This window comes from Caulobacter sp. GW821-FHT09B11 (genome assembly GCF_059418205.1).
Window position 1 is genome coordinate 1 of record NZ_JBWKPK010000001.1, and the last position, 18,171, is coordinate 18,171.

Here is an 18,171-nt window from a genome sequence, read left to right on the forward strand (position 1 = left end):
GCCCTGGCCCGCGAGGAGCGCCTGTTCGCGGCCGGCGTCACCGCCCGCCAGGAGGTGGAGGCCGCCCGCGCGTCGGCGGCCCGCGCCGAGGCCCAGTCCGTCGCCGCCCGCGCCCGCAGCGCCGCCTCGGGGGGGCCGGGCGCTTCGGGCCTGGTGACGATCCGCAGCCCGATCGCCGGCGTGGTGCTGGCCCTGCCGGTCGCGCCGGGCGGCTTCGTCGCCCAGGGCGGACCGGTCGCCGAGGTCGCCGATCCCGGCCAGGTCGAGGCGGTGTTCAACGCGCCCGCAGAGGCGCTAACCGCGCTGAAGGTCGGGACGTCGCTGCGCATCCTCGGCCCCGACGGAACCGAGACCGACGCCGTGATCGTCGGCGTCGCGCCCATGGCCCAGGACGCCACCGGCGCCGCCGTGGTCCGCGCCCGGCCGCGCGACGGCCGGCTGGCGGCGGGCGCGGCGGTCAGCGCCGCCTTCGCCACCGGAAGCGGCGGCGCGCTGGCCGTACCTTCCGAAGCCGTCCAGACCCTGGAAGGCGCGCCGGTGGTGTTCGTCGCCGAGGCCGAAGGCTTCCGCGCCCGGCCGGTCACGGTGGGCAAGTCGGGCGCCGGCCTGACGCAGATCCTGTCTGGCCTGAAGGCCGGGGAGCGGGTCGCAGGCCGCGGCGCCTTCGTCCTGAAGGCCGAGCTGGCCAAGGGCGAAGCCGGGCATGGGGATCACTGAGCCATGCTGAGCAAACTCGTAGCCTTTTCGGTCCGCCACCGCTTCGCCGTGGTGGCCGCGACCCTCGCCGTCGCCGCGTTCGGGGTTGTGGAGCTGTTCAAGCTGCCCATCGACGCCACACCCGACATCACCAACAAGCAGGTGCAGGTGACGACGGTCGCCCCGGCCCTGTCGCCCGAGGAGATCGAGCAGCGGGTGACGACGCCAGTCGAGACGGGCCTGGGCGGCGTGCCCGGCCTGATCGAGACCCGCTCGATCTCGCGCAACGGCTTCAGCCAGATCACCGCCGTCTTCGAGGAAGGCGTCGACATCTACTTCGCCCGCCAGCAGGTGGCCGAACGGCTGGAGGCGGTGCGCGCCGACCTGCCGGCCGACGCCAAGCCGGCCATCGCCCCGGTGACCACCGGTCTCGGCGAGGTGATGATGTGGACCGTCGAGTACCGGCCGGTGAAGTCGCCCCGCACCGGCGTTCCCGGCCCGCAGCCAGACGGATCCTACCTGACGCCCGAGGGCGAACGGCTGGTCGGCGAGAAGGACAAGGCCACCTACCTGCGCACGGTGCAGGACTGGATCGTGACGCCGCAGCTGCGCACGACCAAGGGCCTGGCCGGGGTCGACGCCATCGGCGGCTACGTCAAGGAATACGCCGTGCGGCCCGATCCGGCGCGGCTGGCGGCCTATGGCGTCGGCCTGAACGAACTGGTCGAAGCCGTCGAGCACGCCAACACCGTGGCGGGCGCGGGCTACATCTCGCGCGGCGGCGAGGCCTTCGTGGTGCGGGCCGACGCGCGGGTGACCTCGCTGGCGGACCTGGCCTCGGCGCCGGTGACCAGCCGGGGCGGCCTGGTGGTGCGCGTCGCCGACGTCGCCCAGGTCGAGATCGGCCAGGCCGCGCGCCTGGGCGCGGCGCAGGAGAACGGCGAGGAGGTGGTGATCGGCACGGCCCTGATGCGGGCCGGCGAGAACAGCCGCACGGTCGCCAAGGCGGTCGGCGAGCGCCTCAAGGCCATCGCCCCGTCGCTGCCGCCGGGCGTGGCGGTCAAGACGGTGCTGGACCGCACCGACCTGGTCGACCGCACCATCGCCACCGTGCGCCGGAACCTGGCCGAGGGCGCGCTGCTGGTCGTGGTGGTGCTGTTCCTGCTGCTGGGCAACGTGCGGGCGGCGATCATCACCGCCCTGGTCATTCCGCTGGCCTTCCTGGTGGGGGTGATCGGCATGAACCGCTTCGGGGTCAGCGGAAACCTGATGAGCCTGGGGGCGCTGGACTTCGGCCTGCTGGTCGACGGGGCCGTGGTGGTGGTCGAGAGCACCCTGACCCGGATGGGCGCGCGGCGGGCTCTGGAGGGCCGCGACCTGACCCTGGCCGAGCGACTGGAGGAAGCCGCCGGCGCGGCCGCGAAGATGGCCAAGCCGGCTGCTTTCGGCCAGGCGGTGATCCTGCTGGTCTACGCCCCGCTGCTGGCGCTGGAGGGCGTCGAGGGCAAGATGTTCCAGCCGATGGCGGCGACGGTGATGCTGGCCCTGGCCGGCGCCTTCGTCCTGACCTTCACCTTCGTGCCGGCGATGACGGCGCTGTTGGTGAAGGCGCCCAGGACCGCGCACCAGGAGACCAGGGTCGAGAGCCTGGCGCGACGGCTTGTCGAGCCCGCCACCCGCTGGGCGGTCGATCGGCCGCTGGTGGTCGGGCTGGGCGCGGCCGGCGCGGTGCTGGTCGGCCTGCTGACCTTCCTGTCGCTGGGGCGCGAATTCATGCCCACCCTGGATGAGAAGGACGTGCTGGTTCAGGCCCTGCGCACGCCCAGCGCCTCGCTCGAGCAGTCGATCGAGATGCAGGGACGGCTGGAGAAGGCCCTGCTGAAGGTTCCCGAGGTGGCCTTCGTGTTCTCCAAGACCGGCACGGCCGAGATCTCGACCGACCCGATGCCGCCGTCGATCAGCGACACTTTCGTGGTGTTGAAACAGGCGCGCGACTGGCCCGACCGCGGTCTGAAGAAGGCGCAGGTGGTCGAGAAGATCGAGCAGGCCGCCGCCGGCCAGATCGGCTCGGCCTATGAGATCACCCAGCCGATCCAGATGCGGTTCAACGAGCTGATCTCGGGCGTGCGCTCGGACGTGGCGGTGAAGATATACGGCGACGACCTGGCCGCCATGGAGCGCACAGCCGGCGAGGTGGCGGCGGCCTTGGGCAAGATCCGGGGCGCGGCCGACGTGCGGGTCGAGCAGGTCTCGGGCCTGCCGATGATCACCGCCGAGGTCGATCGGGCCGCGGCGGCGCTCTACGGCCTGCACGCGGCCGACGCCGCCGACGCGGTGCAGATCGCCCTGGCCGGTCGCGAGGCTGGACGGGTGTTCGAGGGCGACCGGCGCTTCGACGTGGTGGTGCGGCTGCCCGACGCCGCCCGCAACGACCTGGCCGTGGTCGCCCAGACCCCGCTGGCGATCAACGACGGGGCGGGCTTCGCGCCATTGGGTTCGGTGATCCGCTTCAAGGAGGGCGAAGGCCCCAACCAGATCAGCCGCGAGAACGGCAAGCGCCGCATCGTGGTGCAGGCCAATGTGCGTGGCCGCGACCTGGGCGGCTTCGTCGAGGAGGCGCAAGCCGTGGTGGGCCGCGAAGTCGAGCTGCCGCCCGGATCCTGGACCAGCTGGGGCGGGCAGTTCGAGAACCTGCGGCGGGCCGAGGCGCGGCTGGGGCTGCTGGTGCCGGCCGTAGCCCTGCTGATCGGCGGGCTGCTCTGGATGGCGCTGGGCTCGGCCCGGCAGGCGGCCCTGGTGTTCGCCTGCGCGCCGCTGGCGCTGGTGGGCGGAACCCTGGCCCTGGCGGCCCGGGGCATGCCGTTCTCGGTGTCGGCCGCCGTCGGCTTCATCGCCGTGTCGGGGATCTCGACCCTGAACGGCCTTGTCCTGCTGCAGGCGATCGGCGAGCGGCTGGAGGCGGGCCTGCCCCCGGCGGTCGCCGCCGTCGAGGGGGCCATGTCGCGGCTGCGGGCGGTGCTGACCACCGCCCTGGTGGCGATGCTGGGCTTCCTGCCGATGGCCCTGGCCCACGGCGCGGGCGCGGAAGTGCAGAAGCCCCTGGCCACGGCGGTGATCGGCGGCCTGGCCGTGGCCACCCTGCTGACGCTGGTCGCCCTGCCCAGCCTGGCGGCCCGACTGGCGCGCCCGACGGCGGCCCACGACGCCTGACTATCGGTCGCGGCGTCCGGGGAATGTCGGCGCGCCGACAACCCTGCGACGCCGCGACCACCTACACACGCAGAAATGTATTCACCCGAAGCGCGACCATTACCCCTCCAATACTGCAAAATAGTGCGCATCACATATGCGCTCCAGGAAACCGTAGCGCTTTTTAATTAGGCCGATCGGTGTATTTACTTACCAATCCATTAAGACCTTAATTCCCTCCGAAGGGGGAAACCTCTTCTTCGCCCGTAACAATAGAAGCTCGGGCAGGACATCAAGAGGAGGAAATGCGAATGAATACTCTGCGCAATCTGATCTTCGAGGAAGACGGCGCCGCCGCGGCGGAATACGCCCTCATCCTGGCCATCATCGGCAGCGCCATCGCCGTGGCGGCCGTGCTGCTGGGCACCAACATCGGCACCGCCATCACCGACGCCGCCACCTGCGTGGCCAATCCGTCGGCCGCCAACTGCTGAACCAAGTCGTGGGCGACGCGGGCGGCACGCCGCGTCGCCGACCCATGGCGAAGGGCTAGGACAGGCCCGACGTCGACGTGGGGAGGGGGTCGAACGATGCAGACCAAGACCATCATATCCCTGGGCGCAGCCGCGGTGCTGGGCCTGGGCGCCGTTCTCGCCGCGCGAGTCTACATGAGCGCCGGGCGCGATGACGCCCCGGCCGTGAAGGAAACCGGCTCGACACCCGTCGTCGTCGCCTCGCAACCCCTCGCCAGGGGCTTCAAGCTGCAGGGCGCGGTGCTGAAGGTCGCGCACTATCCGGCCGACGCCGTGCCCCAGGGCGCGTTCCGCACCATTCCCGAGGCCGCTTCCGGCCCTGGCGGCGCCCGTATCGCGCTGAAGGACATCGCCGCCAACGAGCCGATCCTGGCCGACCGGGTCTCCGGTTCGGGCGGACGCTCCAACCTCGCCAGTTCGCTGGGCGAAGGCATGCGGGCTGTGTCGCTGCGCGCCAACGACGTGGCCGGCGTCGGCGGCTTCGTGCTGCCCGGTGACCGGGTGGACGTCATGCTGACCCGCAGCAAGGACAACAACCAGCCCGAGACCAGCCTGACCCAGGTGCTGGCCGAGAACGTGCGGGTCGTGGGCGTGGACCAGTCCGACGACCAGAGCGCCGACAAGCCCGTGGTGGTCAAGGCGATCACCGTCGAGGTGACGCCCGACCAGGCTCAGGCCATCACCCTGGCCCAGGCCGTGGGCGCGCTGTCGCTGGCCCTGCGCCAGATCTCCGACCAGTCGCCGCTGGGCCGCCGGACCATGACCCTGGCCGACCTGTCGCGCGGCATGGGGCCGACGCCCGTCTCCAGCCCGGCCTCGGCCGCGCCGGTGCGAGCCTCGGCGCCGCGCCGCCCGCCCGTCCGCCGTCCCGCGGCGACGACCATGCCGCCGATGTCGACCGAGGTCCGCGTGACGCGCGGCGTCGAGACCACCGGCTATCGGGTGGGGCTGTGACCATGGCCGCGCCCGCCCCTCACCCCTCCAGCCGCGGCGCCAGGACGGCGCGCGGCGCAGGATCCGCTCACATGACCCTGAAACACGCGCTGCTGGCGGCGGCCGCGGCCCTGCTGCCGCTGACGGCCGCCTTGCCGACCACCGCACAGGTCCAGCCCGCCGCCGTCTCCGAGACGCCCGTCCGCAAGGTCGAGGTCAGTGTCGCGGTCGGCAAGGCCCAGGTGCTGGAACTGCCCGCTCCGTACACGGACATCATGATCGGCAACCCCGACACCGCCGACGTCCTGCCCCTGACCTCGCGCTCGGTCTATGTCGTCGGCAAGAAGCTGGGCGGCACCACCCTGACCGCCTACGGCCCGGGCCGCAGGCTGGTGGCCGCCGCCAACGTGGTGGTCGGCGCCGACGTCGAGACCCTTCGCCAGCGGATGCGGGAAGCCCTTCCCGACGAGGACGGCCTGAAAGTCGCCTCGGGCAACCAGTCGATCGTGCTGTCGGGCACGGCCAGCAGCGGCGCGGTCGCCGGCCGGGCCGCGGCCCTGGCCGAGAGCTACGCCCCCGGCCAGGTGGTCAACATGCTGTCGGTGCAGGGCAGCCAGCAGGTCACCCTGTCGGTGCGCATCGTCGAGATGGAGCGCGCCACGGCCAAGGCCCTGCGGCTGAACATGAACACCGCCAACCCGGCCTCGGCGAACTACCACAACTTCGTCATCGGCACCGGCGACACCGGGGTGGCCACGACGCTGACCGACACCTTCGGCCTGCTGAAATTTCCCCTGCGGGCCGGCGACGTCGACCTGGACGTGCTGTTCGACGCCCTGGAGACCAAGGGCCTGGTCAAGACCCTGGCCGAGCCGAACCTGACGGCCATGTCGGGCGACACCGCCAATTTCCTGGCCGGCGGCGAATTCCCCGTCCCCGTGGCCCAGAACCAGAGCGGCGGCCAGACGACGATCACGGTCGAGTTCAAGCAGTTCGGCATCGGCCTGGCCTTCACCCCCACCGTCCTGCAGGACGGGCTGGTGAACCTGGTGGTCAATCCCGAGGTCTCGAGCATCGATCCCAACGCCTCGTTCGTCAGTAACGGCCTGCGGATCCCCGGCATCAAGGTGCGGCGGGCCAAGACCACGGTCGAACTGCGCGACGGCGAGTCCTTCACGATCGCGGGCCTGATCCGCGACGACTACCAGGACCAGATCCGCCAGTTCCCGATGCTGGGCGACCTGCCGATCCTGGGCTCGCTGTTCCGCTCGACCAGCTACCAGCGCAACCAGACCGAACTGGTGATCCTGGTCACCCCGCATCTCGTGCGGCCGACGCGCGCCCGGCAGGCGACGCCCGCCGACCGCTTCGTTCCGCCGTCCGACACCGAGCTGTTCCTGCTGGGCAAGACCCAGTCGAGCCAGCCGGCCACGCCAAAGGGAGGGGCCGATGCGCCTCAAGGCCATGTCCTTCAATAGGATCCTGCTCGCCGCCGCGGCGCTCGCCGCGTCCCTCGCCGGCTGCGCCGACGCCCGCAAGGACCTGTCGCCCGACTTCGGCGTCGCCCTGCGGTCCAACCTCGCCGCCCAGATCGCCGATCCCGAGGCCCGCTACCAAGGCGTGCTGCAGCCGGGCGGCGACGGGGTCCGCGCGGCCCTGGCGGCCACCCGCTACGGCAAGAACCAGGTGATCCAGCCGGTCCAGGCCAGCACCTCCAGCATCGACAACAAGGGAGCGGCCAAGAGTCCGGCCAACTGACCATGCCCCGCGCCCCTTCCCTTCTTCGGCGTTTTGTCCAGGACCGTTCGGGCACGGTGGCCACCCTCACCGGCGTGGCGCTGATCGGGCTGGTGGCGGTCGGCGGCCTGGCCTTCGACGTGAGCCGCGCCCTGGCGCTGCGGGCGGAACTGGAGAACGCCGTCGACGCCGCCGCCCTGGCCGGCGCCAGCCAGCTGGACGGCGCCAGCGGCGCCATGGGTCGGGCCCAGACGGCGGCCATGGGCAGCCTGGTCAGCAACCGCCAGGCCCTGGGCGACACCTACGAGAGCAACGTCGCCGTCGCCGCCAGCGACATCACCTTCCTCTCCAGCCGCGATCCGGACGTCACGGCGAGCACCGACGCCACCGCCAAGTTCATCCGCATCAACCTGGCGCCCAGGGCGCGCGGCCTGGTGTTCGGGGCGTTGACCGGCGCGTCCGGCTTCAACGCCACGGCGCGGGCGGTGGCCGGCTACGGCACGGCGATCTGCAAGTCGCCGCCGCTGATGATCTGCAATCCGAACGAGGCCACCAGCCTGACGTTCGATGGCGACAACTACATCGGCAAGAGCTTCGTCCTGACCCCGCCCCCGGGCGGCAACGGGGCCTGGGGCCCGGGGAACTTCGGCTTCCTGTCGGTCGGCTCGGGCGCCGCCGACGTCAAGAACGCCATGGGCCGCAGCCCCCCCCTGACCGAGTGCTTCGGCACCACGGTGCAGACCCAGACCGGCAACATCGCCTCGGCCGACGACTACTTCAACGTCCGCTTCGACATCTACAAGTCCTCGGCCGGCGGGCTGAAGAGCGACCCGCTGTACCTGCCGGCGATGAACACCATGGTCGGATCCAAGACCGCGGCCGGCAACAGCGCCTGCACGCCCAGCGTCTCCGTGCCCAGCAACAGCTGCTCCAGCAGTGCGGCGGTCAGCACCGGCATGGGCCTGCCCCGCGACTGCAACCAGTCGAGCGTGGTGGGCAGCGGCGTCTGGAACAAGGCCCAGTACTTCGCCACCAACCACTCGGGCATCAACCCGACCACCTACACGCCGCAGGTTCCCGCGGGCTCGACCGGCACCGGCTGGAACGCCTTTGGCCCCGCGCCGGTGGCCGGCGCCACCAGCCCCACGCGCTACCAGGTCTACAAGTGGGAGCTGGCGATGCTGAACGGGACGATCTCCAAGCCCGCCGGCGCCTTCTCCGACAGTCAGACCGCGACCAGCGGCTCGCACGATTACGCCGCGCCCCAGTGCAACAAGACCGGCGCCCAGGTCGCCCCCGACCGCCGCACGATCTCGGCCGTCATCGTCAACTGCAACGCCGACAACGTCCACGGCAGCTCGACGGTGCACGTCATCGCCTATGTCGACCTGTTCCTGATCGGCCCAGCCGTCAGCAACTCGATCTACGGCGAGGTCATCGGCGCGACCACCGACGTCTCCGCCGTCGGCGCGGAGACCAAGCTCTATTCGGTGCGGCTCTATGACTAGCCGCCCCGCCCTCTTTCGCCGGCTGCTGGCCGGGCGCGACGGCTCGGCGGCGGTCGAGTTCGCCCTGGTGCTGCCGTTCATGGTGCTGCTGTGCTTCGCCTTCGTCGGCGCGGGACGGCTGTTCTGGAACTACCACATCGCCGTCTCGGCGGTGCGTGACGCGGCCCGCTACGCCGCCCGCCTGCCGATGGACTGCGGGGGCTTCACCGGAACGAGCGCCGCCCAGAACCTGACCAACACCCAGAACCTCACCCGCACCGGCACGGTCGACGCCTCGGGCGCGCCGCTGATCGCCACCTGGACCAGCAACGCCACGGTTACGGTCAGCTTCTCCTGCGTCGCCAACAGCGGCGCCTATCTGGGGCGCTACGAGGACATGACCGGCGTGCCGCGCGTGCAGGTCTCCGCCACCCCGCCCTACATCGAGTCCTTCGGCCCGCTGACGGGCGTCACCCTCACCTCGTTCACGGTCAGCGCCCAGGAGGCGTGGACGGAATGACCCGCCTCCCGCCCCTCATCCGACGACTGGCCCGCGACGACGGCGCCGCAACGGCGACCGAGTTCGGCCTGGTCTGCTTCGCCTTCGTGAGCATGCTGCTGGCCGTGATCGACATGGGCCGGCTGGGCTGGACCATCAACACCGCCAAGACCGCCACCCGCGAAGGCGTGCGCCTGGCCGTCGTCAGCCCGATGATCGCCTCGGCGATGGCGAACTACGACGGGCTGACCCAGAACATCCCCGGCGGCGGAACCGCGCCGAACGTGACCTTCAGCTGCGCCGGATCCTCGTCCAGCTGCACCCAGACGGCCGGGACCACCCTGGCCGGCAACACCTTCAACAACAGCACCTTCAACGCCGTCGTGACGAAGATGCAGCACTACGATCCCGAGATCACGGCCGCCAAGGTCACCGTCACCTATCACCATGTCGGCATCGGCCGGGTGGGCAACCCCTACGCCCCGGACATGGAGCCGCTGGTCAGCGTCAGCGTGACCGGCCTGACCTTCCAGAGCGCCGCCCTGCAGATCTTCGGCGTCGCGCCTTTCACCCTGCCCACCATGACGTCGACACTCAGCGGAGAGAGCCTGTCATGAGCCTGCTCCATTTCGGTCGCCCGAAATCCGTCGCCCCACCGCCCCCGCCCAGCCGCCCCACAGCCTGGCGCGTGGGGCTGTGCGGCGTGGGCCTCGGCGCGGATCCGCCGGTGGCGATGCTGTCGGCGATGTTCCCGGCCGTGACCTTCCGGCTGCTGGATTGCGCCTGGCCCGAACGCGCCGCCCACACCTTCGACCTGTTGATCGTGGGGCTGAACGGCGCCGATCCGGCCGAGGTCGAGCGGATGACCCAGCGCATCGCCGCCAGCGCCGCACGGATCGAGGTGCTGGTCGCCATGCGCGGCGCTGAGATCGACGCCACTCGCCGGCTGCTGCACCAGGGCGCGGCCGACGTGCTGCCGGCCCCGGTCAGCGACACGACCCTGGCCATCGCCCTGGAGCGGATCTTCTGCCGGCTCGACACTGGCCGGGCCCACAAGCGCAGCGGCGAGATCGTCAGCCTGCTGAAGGCGGGCGGCGGGGTCGGCGCGACCTCGCTGGCGGCCCAGACGGCGGTCATGCTGGCCGGGCGCTCCGGCGGCTCCGGCGTCTGCCTGGCCGATCTGGACGTGCAGATGGGCGTGGCCGCCCTCTATCTGGATGTCGGCGACGCGGTGACGGTGGGCCAGGTCCTGGCGGCCGGCGGCGCGGTGGAGGAGATGCCGTTCGCGACGTCCCTGCCCTGCCACCGCAGCGGCGTGGCCGTGCTGGGCGCGCCGCAGGAGATGATGCCGGTCGAAGCGTTGAGCCCGACCGTCGTCGATGGCCTGATCGCCGCCCTGCGCCGCGACTTCGAAACCACGCTCGTCGACCTGCCCACGGTCTGGACGGCCTGGACCAACCGCCTCCTGCGCCAGTCGCAGCGCATCGTCCTGGTCACCCACCTGTCGGTGCCGCACGTGCACCTGGTGCGCCGACAGCTGCACATGCTGGCCGCCCAGCGCCTGGACGACGTGCCGCTGACGCTGGTCTGCAACCAGGTCGAGCCCGACAACGCCAGCGGCCTGTCGCTGAAGGCCGCCGAGCAGGCCATCGGCCGCCCCTTCGACCTGGTGGTCCCCGAGGACCGCAAGCTGATGCACCAGGCGATCAACCAGGGCGTGGCGCTGAGCGCCGTGCGCCGGGGGACCAAGCTGGAGGCGGCGATCGCCCGCCTGGCCGACACGCTGGTCGCCACCCAGCCCGTCGCGCTCGCCCAGGCTGGGAGATAGCCATGCTGTGGAGTGAAGAAACCCACCGTATCGAAAGCCAGGCCGCCGCGGCCGAATTCGCCCAGGCCCCGCCGATCGACGACGCTCTTGGCCTGAAGGTGCGGCTGCACCAGCGGCTGATCGACCTGCTGAACCTCAGCCTGCTGGACCGCACCCCGCGCGAGACCCTGCGCCAGGAGATCCGCGGTGCGGTCAGCGGCCTGCTGGCCGACGAAAAGCGCCTGCTGACCCCGGCCCAGACCGACCAGCTGGTCGACGAGATCCTGGACGAGCTGCTGGGCCTGGGCCCGCTCGAGCCCCTCCTGAAGGACGACACCGTCACCGACATTCTCATCAACACCCACGAGATGGTCTATGTGGAGCGGGCCGGCCGCCTGCAGCGCACCAATGTGCGCTTCCAGGACACCCGCCACCTGGTGCGGATCATCAACAAGATCGTCGCGGCCGTGGGCCGGCGGATCGACGAGAGCCAGCCGATGGTCGACGCCCGCCTGGCCGACGGCTCGCGGGTCAACGCCATCATCCCGCCGCTGGCCGTGGACGGGCCGCTGGTCTCGATCCGCAAGTTCTCGCGCGTGCCCCTGGCCATGGACCGGCTGGTCGAGCTGGGCAGCATCACCCGCGAGATGGCCCTGGTGCTGGAGGCCGTGGTCCAGGCCCGGCGCAACGTGCTGATCTCGGGCGGCACCGGCTCGGGCAAGACCACCCTGCTCAACGCCATGTCGGCCTATATCGACGACCACGAGCGGATCATCACCATCGAGGACTCCGCCGAGCTCCAGCTCCAGCAGTCGCATGTCGGCCGGCTGGAGACCCGCCCCGCCAACATCGAGGGCCAGGGCGAGATCCAGCAGCGCGAGCTGGTGCGCAACGCCCTGCGCATGCGGCCCGACCGCATCATCGTTGGCGAAGTCCGTTCGGGCGAGGCCTTCGACATGCTGCAGGCCATGAACACCGGCCACGACGGCTCGATGACCACGGTGCACGCCAACACCCCGCGCGACGCGCTTTCGCGGGTCGAGCAGATGGTCGGCATGGCCGGGCTCGACATCCCGGCCCGCTCGGTGCGCGGCCAGATCGCCTCGGCCATCCACGTGGTGGTGCAGGCCGAGCGGATGGAGGACGGCGCCCGCCGCATCGTCTCGGTCTCGGAGATCACCGGCATGGAGGAGGACGTCATCTGCATGCAGGAGATCTTCCGCTTCCGCCGCGCCGGACGGACGACCGACGGCAAGGTGGCCGGCGCCTACGAGGCCACGGGCGTGCGTCCGCGGTTCATGGAGGTGCTGCACGCTCGCGGCGTGGACCTGCCGTCGAACCTGTTCTCGCCTGGCCGGATCTCGGGGTGACGCCATGGACAGCCTGCTTTTTCCGATGGCGCTGGTGCTGGCCTTCGTGGCCGCCGTGCTGGCCGGCCAGACCCTCTTCGACCTGCTGCTGTCGGCCCGCGAGCACACCCAGAGGGTCAATCGCCGCCTGACGCTGATGGCCGGCGGCATGAGCCAGGACAAGGTCTATGAGGCCCTGGTGCGCGACCCGCGCGGCAGCTGGATCGACCGCTCGTCGTTCGGCGCCCTCTACGGCAAGGCCGTGCTCTATCTGCGCCAGTCGGGGATTACCGCCGGGCCGTTGCAGGTGATGGGCGCGACGGCGGCCGTCGCCGGCGGCCTGTGGCTGCTGGCCCTGGTGTTCCTGCGCGGCCAGCCGGTGGAGACGCCGGTCTCGCAGGTGCTGGTGACGGCGATCGGCGCGGCGGCCATCAGCATGGCGGTCGCGGCCATGTGGATCGTCAACCGCCACGCCACGCGCCTGGCCAAGCTGGAGGAACAGCTGCCGCTGTCGCTGGACGTCATGATCCGGGCCCTGCGCGCCGGCCATCCGGTGATTTCGGCCGTGGGCCTGGTGACCCAGGAGATGCCCGATCCGATCGGCAGCGAGTTCGGCCTGGTGCTGGACGAGACGACCTACGGCGTGGAGTTCCGCGACGCCCTGGCGAACCTCGCCCGGCGCACCGGCTCGCCGGACGTGGCCTTCTTCTCGGTCAGCATCGCCATCCAGAGCGAGACCGGCGGCAATCTGGCCGAGATCCTGGCGGGCCTGGCCACCGTGATCCGTGGCCGCGCCTCGCTGGCCAAGCGGATCCGGGCCCTGGCCAGCGAAGGTCGGATGTCAGCCCTGATCCTCAGCCTGCTGCCGGTGTTCTGCGTCGGCGTGGTCAGCGTCTTCCGGCCGGAATTCTACACCAGCAAGTTCTCCGACCCCGCCTTCTGGCCCGTCGTGGCGGGCGTGATCGGTCTCTATTTCATCGGCCAGCTGATGATCCGCCGGATCGTCAACTTCAAATATTGAGGCCGCGCCATGGACGCTCTCTTCTCCATCGCTCTGCAATTGGGGGTCTTCCTGGCCGTCGCGGCCATGGCCCTGCTGGCCTTCCGCCAGGTCGAAACCGGCGCGGCCATGCGGCGACGCATGCGCGAGCGGGCCGTCGGCGGGGCGTCCCTGGCCGCCGGTCCGGCCGGGGGCCTGCTCAAGGACACCAAGCCCAAGGCCTCCTGGCTGGGCTGGCTGCAGTCCAGGACCACGAGCGGCGACGAGAAGAAGCGCTCGCGCCTGGCCAGGACCCTGGCCGAGGCCGGCTTCGACCAGCCCGCGGCCGTGCCGCTGTACTTCCTGGCCCGGGTGATCGGGGCCGTGGGACTGCCCGCCGCCCTGCTGATCGCCCAGAAGCTGTCGCCCAATCCCGTCGTCGGCCTGCCGGTGATCGCCGGCGCGCTGCTGCTGTGCGGCCTGGGCCTGGTGGTTCCGGCCATCTTCGTCGACATGCGCGCGGTGGGCCGGCGCGAACGGCTGGAGCACCAGTTCCCCGACGCCCTGGACCTGATGGTGGTCTGCGTCGAGGCGGGCCTGGGCGTGGACGCGGCCTTCATCCGCGTCAGCCACGAGATCGCCCCCTCGCACCCGGAGATCTCGGGCGAGTTCGGACGGGTGTCGCAGGAACTGCGGGCCGGGCGCAGCCGCGCCGACGCCCTGCGGCGGATGGCCGACCGGGTCAATGTCGACGCCCTGCGCGCCTTCGCGGCCCTGATGATCCAGACCGACAGCCTGGGGGCCAGCATCACCCAGACCCTGCGCTCCTATTCGGGCGAGCTGCGCGAGCGGCGGTTCCTGCGCGGCGAGGAGAAGGCCATGCGCATCCCCGTGCTGCTGACCCTGCCGCTGGTGGCCTGCATCCTGCCGGTGATCATCACCGCCCTGCTGCTGCCGGCCGGGCTCGACGTCGTCCACAACCTGATGCCCGCTCTCAAGCGGCACTAGAGGAGAGGCCAAGATGCGACGCCTGCTGATCGCGACCGCCCTGCTGCTGATCCCGCTTTCCGGCTGCGCGACGCTGTCGCGCCTGGCGGCCCTGGTCTCGCCGCACCGCGCGGCGCCGCTGGAGATCCGCGCCCTGGCAGCCCTGCCCGCGCCCGACCCCGCCGCGGCGGTCGATCGCCTGTACGGCCGCGCCGCCGAGGCCATCAACGCCCGCGACTACGCCCTGGCGCTGGAGCTGCTGCAACTGGCGGCGACCCGCGCGCCGGCCGACGTGCGGGTGCTGAACGCCCAGGGCGTGGTCTACGACAAGCTGGGCCGCTTCGACCTCAGCGCCCGCTACTACGAACGGGCGCTGGCGGCCGATCCGACCTCGCGCATCGTGCTGAGCAACATCGCCTACTCCGCCCGCCTGCAAGGCCGGGAGGTCGCGCCGGGCGCATTGCAGGCCGCCGCGTCGCCGCCGCCTCCCCAGGCCGTACCGCTGGCCGGCGGACCGCCCGACGACGTCGCGCCGCTTCCCGGCGGCGGATCCTGAGACTGATCCAGGAGACCTGGGATGGAAATCGACTTCGTCCGCCTGGCTGGTTCGATCGCCTATGCCGGCCTCTTCGTGATCGCGGCGCTGTGGGACATGTGGAGCCGCAAGATTCCCAACTGGATCCCGGCCGCCCTGCTGGCCCTGTTCCTGACGGCGCAGTTCCTGCTCTGGCCCGTCTCGAGCTGGCTCTCCAGCCTGATGGCGTTCGGCCTGGTCATGCTGGCCGGCGTGCCGATGTTCGCCCGTCGGCTGGTCGGGGCCGGCGACGTCAAGCTGCTGGCGGTGGCGGCCCTGTTCGCCGGCATGGAGAACCTGCTGCTGCTGACCATCGCCACGGCGATCGCCGGCGGGGCCCTGGCGCTGGTCGCCCTGGTCGCCCGCCCCTACGCCGTGGCCATGCCCGGCTGGATCAGGACGCGGGCCGGCGTGCCCTACGGCGTCGCCATAGCGGTCGGCGCCCTGCAGGTCGGTACGGCGTCAGGCCTGCTGGCCGTCAGCCATCGCCTGGTCCACCTTCAACTCTGAAAGTAGTGGAACTGCATTTCACTGCATTTGCAGAGATATCGCCTGCCAGGAGAAACTGCGACGACGCCCCTCGATTTGATAGCGTTTTCTTCCGCACATAGTCTTTTTGACTACCCAATGCAGGGTATGCGACGCCACGCGAAATAATATCAAATCAATTACACAAGCCTTCAGTGTCGAAATTAAACAAATCTGTTTTTGAATTGCAGCAGTCACAATCCGTGGATGCAACGCAGACTTAAAGCAAGATCTTGTTCTCGGGGACTCGAAGGCGACCAGACGGGGCGTCGCACATGGGACTGATCAAGATGATCGAGGTGGTGGATTCGGAAGTCGAACGCGGCGTGTTCGAACCGCACGTCGCCAACGCCATCCTCAACCTGCTGAATTTCGGAGTCATCGTCTCCGACAGCGAAGGCTGCGTCTACGCGGCCAACGACCTGGCCTGGAGTTACGTCGCCCACGGCGACGGGCTGGCCGAGAAGGGCGGACTGCTGACGGCCGAGAACGGCTTCGAGGCCGAGGCCCTGCACACCCGCATCGCCGCGGCCGTGCGCCAGGGCCGATCCGGGGCCATGCTGATCCACCGGTCGCGCAGCCAGAAGCCGTTGGTCGTGCTGATCGAGCCGTTCAGCACCGACGACAGCGGCTTCCGCTGCGCCCTGGTCACGGTCCGCGAAGTCGGCCGGGCCTCTCCCCGCATCGCCGAGCGCGCGCGGATGATGTTCAACTTCTCGCCGGCCGAGGCCGAGATCGTCGCCCGCGTGGCCCAGGGCCGCGAGCCGGCCGAGATCGCCGCCGAGCGCAAGGTCAGCATCAACACCCTGCGCGTCCAGATGGCCTCGGCCATGGTCAAGGTCGGCGTGCACCGCCAGGCCGAACTGGTCTCGGTCATTTCTTCCGCCGATATCATCGAATGAAATAAATTCGCGACTCTATTCTTGCCATTAGTAAGGCTGCGTTATTGTGGCGCGACCTGCATATGTTAATATTTGCAGGTCGCGAGGGCAAATCCCCCCGTTTTGTCACCGCCGCGACGATGACCGGTTCGTCGGGGCTGTCCGCAACGCCTCGGCGATCATCGGCGGAGCCGCCCCGCCCGTCGAGCGCCGGATCAGGACATCAGCACCCCCTCGTCCTGATCCGGCGTCGGTCGATCGCCGCCGCTCGCGCGCGCCAACCAACACAACCCAGCATTCACAACGCCCCTTGCGGGGCTTTTTATTGTCTAGATCAGGCGTAGTAAGAATGCATTACGCATGCATCATTAGGCGCCGCATCTAACGAATATTCTATTGCGACAGTCTGTCATTCTTACTACTGATTTCGTTTACCATGTTTTAGGGCGAGGTGCTTAACCCTCACCCGGGATGATCCTCCCGTCATCCTCGTTCCTGGGGTTTTAAATGCGCTTTCCGATGATCCTGGCCGCCGCCTTCACCGTCCTGGCCGCCACCACCGCTTCCGCCGCGCCGGCCAGCTACGAGCTTCGCCTCGAAGGGCACGTGCCGGTCATCTGCCGCGTCGCCCTCGACGCCTCGACGGCCTCGAGCACCGAGACGACCGACCTCGGCCGCATGACCGAGTTCTGCAACAGCGCCGCCGGCTACGAAGTGCGCCTGACCCACGCCCAGGGCCTGACCGACGCCGCGGTCTATGTCGACGGCGAGAAGATCCCGCTGTCGTCGACCGGCGTGACCCTGATCAGCCGATCGAGCACCGCCGCCTCGCAGAGCCACGCCCTGCGCCTGGATCCGGGCGCGGACGCCGGCCAGGTCGGCAACCTGTCGCTGAACATCACCGCCCTCTGATCCACTGCCCGCCCCTCTCGGGCGGCGGATAAAAGAAAGCCCCGTCGGCTCGCGCCGGCGGGGCTTTTTCAGGCTGGGCCGAGGTCACATGCAGGAGACGGGAGTCGTGCCGGTCGGCACCGCCAGAGGAGTCACGGTCACCGTCAGGATGTCCTGGTAGTTGGGCGCGGGGACCTTGCCCGCCCCGCCTTCCAGCAGGGTCGGCGTCACCGCCAGGTACTGTCCCGACAGGCCGGCCCGCGCACAGGTCACGGTGCTGAAGGTCGGCGAGGCCGTGGTCTTGGTCTGCCCCAGGAAGGCCAGCTGATAGGGGATCCGCTGGTTGGTCGTGGCCAGGTTGCCGCCCGGATAGGTCATCCGGAACTGGTTGGCCGAGGTCAGCGCCACCGAATACGGACCCGAGCTGGCGACGCGGACATTGCCCGTGCGCTGCTTCACCGAGTTCGGCGTGGTGGGCAGGTCGGCCGTCGCCAGGGTTCCGATCTCGCCGAAGTCCAGCGCCGGACCCACGAAGCTGGCCTGCAGGGCGCTGAGTACGTTGATGCGGATGTCCAGCGAGTTGGAGATCACGCCGGACTCGTCGGCCGCGCCGCCGGTGCGCTTGCAGTAGTATTTCTGGTCCAGATAGAGATCGGTGGTTCCGGCCGGCAGGTCGGCGCCGCTGGGCACGGTGATGGTGACCATGAAGGTCTTCACGTCGGGCTGGCCGACACCGCCGAAGTTCAGCTCGACCTCGTTGGGATTGACGTTGTTGGGGTCGAGCACGTGCCCGGGCGGGTTCTCCAGGATCTGGCCGCCGGTCGAGGTCTGGATGATCGTCAGGCTCGATGGCGTGTCCGGCCGGCGCAGGTAGATGAAATCCACCTCCTGCGTCTTCTTGCCGCCCACCGCCGGCGGACGCCGGGCGGTGATGGACAGGGTCTGCACCGTCGTGCCGCTCGGATTGAACGGGTCGAAGGTGCCCGACAGGACGACGGGATCGAAGGTCACGCACTGGGCCAGGGCCGAGCCCGAGGCCAGCAGCGATCCGCCGAGGCCGGCGGCCAGGCCGAGGAGCAGGAGATGCGATCGGCGTTTCAT

General features: G+C 70.2%; 18 protein-coding genes. 17 read left to right on the top strand and 1 reads right to left on the bottom strand.

Features of this window, described 5'->3' with window-relative positions:
- From AC07N1_RS00005 to AC07N1_RS00085, 17 genes are all read left to right on the top strand, one after another.
- The coding region (locus AC07N1_RS00005) for an efflux RND transporter periplasmic adaptor subunit (RefSeq protein WP_494669881.1) at window positions 1-717 on the top strand (717 nt) is incomplete at its 5' end.
- A 3-nt stretch (window positions 718-720) separates the two neighbouring features.
- Window positions 721-3,906: an efflux RND transporter permease subunit gene (locus AC07N1_RS00010; RefSeq protein WP_494669882.1), complete on the top strand. Its 3,186-nt coding sequence runs from the start codon at window positions 721-723 to the stop codon at window positions 3,904-3,906.
- 284 nt (window positions 3,907-4,190) lie between these two features.
- On the top strand, window positions 4,191-4,379 hold the full coding sequence (locus tag AC07N1_RS00015; protein WP_494669883.1) for a Flp family type IVb pilin: 189 nt from the start codon (window positions 4,191-4,193) through the stop codon (window positions 4,377-4,379).
- Window positions 4,380-4,475: 96 nt separating this feature from the next.
- Window positions 4,476-5,372 (top strand): Flp pilus assembly protein CpaB, encoded by an 897-nt coding sequence (gene cpaB / locus AC07N1_RS00020; RefSeq protein ID WP_494669884.1) that lies wholly within the window; start codon window positions 4,476-4,478, stop codon window positions 5,370-5,372.
- A 71-nt stretch (window positions 5,373-5,443) separates the two neighbouring features.
- Window positions 5,444-6,829, top strand: coding sequence for a type II and III secretion system protein family protein (locus AC07N1_RS00025; protein WP_494669885.1), 1,386 nt, complete (start codon window positions 5,444-5,446; stop codon window positions 6,827-6,829).
- Window positions 6,801-7,109: a hypothetical protein gene (locus tag AC07N1_RS00030; RefSeq protein WP_494669886.1), complete on the top strand. Its 309-nt coding sequence runs from the start codon at window positions 6,801-6,803 to the stop codon at window positions 7,107-7,109. The genes AC07N1_RS00025 and AC07N1_RS00030 overlap by 29 nt, the downstream gene beginning before the upstream one ends.
- 56 nt (window positions 7,110-7,165) lie before the next feature.
- The gene (locus tag AC07N1_RS00035; RefSeq protein ID WP_494669887.1) at window positions 7,166-8,596 is read left to right on the top strand and encodes a pilus assembly protein TadG-related protein; all 1,431 of its coding nucleotides are present in this window, start codon (window positions 7,166-7,168) and stop codon (window positions 8,594-8,596) included.
- Entirely contained in the window at window positions 8,589-9,095 is a 507-nt protein-coding gene (locus AC07N1_RS00040; RefSeq protein WP_494669888.1) for a TadE/TadG family type IV pilus assembly protein, read from the top strand. Before AC07N1_RS00035 ends, AC07N1_RS00040 begins: the two co-directional genes overlap by 8 nt.
- Window positions 9,092-9,691: a TadE/TadG family type IV pilus assembly protein gene (locus AC07N1_RS00045; RefSeq protein WP_494597110.1), complete on the top strand. Its 600-nt coding sequence runs from the start codon at window positions 9,092-9,094 to the stop codon at window positions 9,689-9,691. Before AC07N1_RS00040 ends, AC07N1_RS00045 begins: the two co-directional genes overlap by 4 nt.
- On the top strand, window positions 9,688-10,902 hold the full coding sequence (locus AC07N1_RS00050; RefSeq protein ID WP_494669889.1) for a CpaE/TadZ family protein: 1,215 nt from the start codon (window positions 9,688-9,690) through the stop codon (window positions 10,900-10,902). Before AC07N1_RS00045 ends, AC07N1_RS00050 begins: the two co-directional genes overlap by 4 nt.
- Window positions 10,903-10,904: 2 nt before the next feature.
- Window positions 10,905-12,251, top strand: a complete 1,347-nt coding sequence (locus AC07N1_RS00055; RefSeq protein WP_494669890.1) for a TadA family conjugal transfer-associated ATPase — start codon at window positions 10,905-10,907, stop codon at window positions 12,249-12,251.
- Window positions 12,252-12,255: 4 nt separating this feature from the next.
- The gene (locus AC07N1_RS00060) at window positions 12,256-13,251 is read left to right on the top strand and encodes a type II secretion system F family protein (RefSeq protein ID WP_494669891.1); all 996 of its coding nucleotides are present in this window, start codon (window positions 12,256-12,258) and stop codon (window positions 13,249-13,251) included.
- A 9-nt stretch (window positions 13,252-13,260) separates the two neighbouring features.
- Complete coding sequence (locus AC07N1_RS00065; protein ID WP_494669892.1) at window positions 13,261-14,217, top strand: type II secretion system F family protein; 957 nt, start codon at window positions 13,261-13,263, stop codon at window positions 14,215-14,217.
- A gap of 13 nt (window positions 14,218-14,230) precedes the next feature.
- Complete coding sequence (locus AC07N1_RS00070) at window positions 14,231-14,752, top strand: tetratricopeptide repeat protein (RefSeq protein ID WP_494669893.1); 522 nt, start codon at window positions 14,231-14,233, stop codon at window positions 14,750-14,752.
- A 21-nt stretch (window positions 14,753-14,773) separates the two neighbouring features.
- Complete coding sequence (locus tag AC07N1_RS00075; RefSeq protein ID WP_494669894.1) at window positions 14,774-15,280, top strand: A24 family peptidase; 507 nt, start codon at window positions 14,774-14,776, stop codon at window positions 15,278-15,280.
- 293 nt (window positions 15,281-15,573) lie between these two features.
- Window positions 15,574-16,200 (top strand): helix-turn-helix transcriptional regulator, encoded by a 627-nt coding sequence (locus tag AC07N1_RS00080; protein ID WP_494669895.1) that lies wholly within the window; start codon window positions 15,574-15,576, stop codon window positions 16,198-16,200.
- Between the two features lie 486 nt (window positions 16,201-16,686).
- Entirely contained in the window at window positions 16,687-17,091 is a 405-nt protein-coding gene (locus AC07N1_RS00085; RefSeq protein ID WP_494669896.1) for a hypothetical protein, read from the top strand.
- Between the two features lie 84 nt (window positions 17,092-17,175).
- Here AC07N1_RS00085 and AC07N1_RS00090 read toward each other — a convergent pair whose 3' ends face one another.
- Window positions 17,176-18,171 carry a hypothetical protein gene (locus AC07N1_RS00090; protein WP_494669897.1) on the bottom strand — a complete coding sequence of 332 codons (996 nt, stop codon included), beginning with the start codon at window positions 18,169-18,171 and terminating at the stop codon, window positions 17,176-17,178.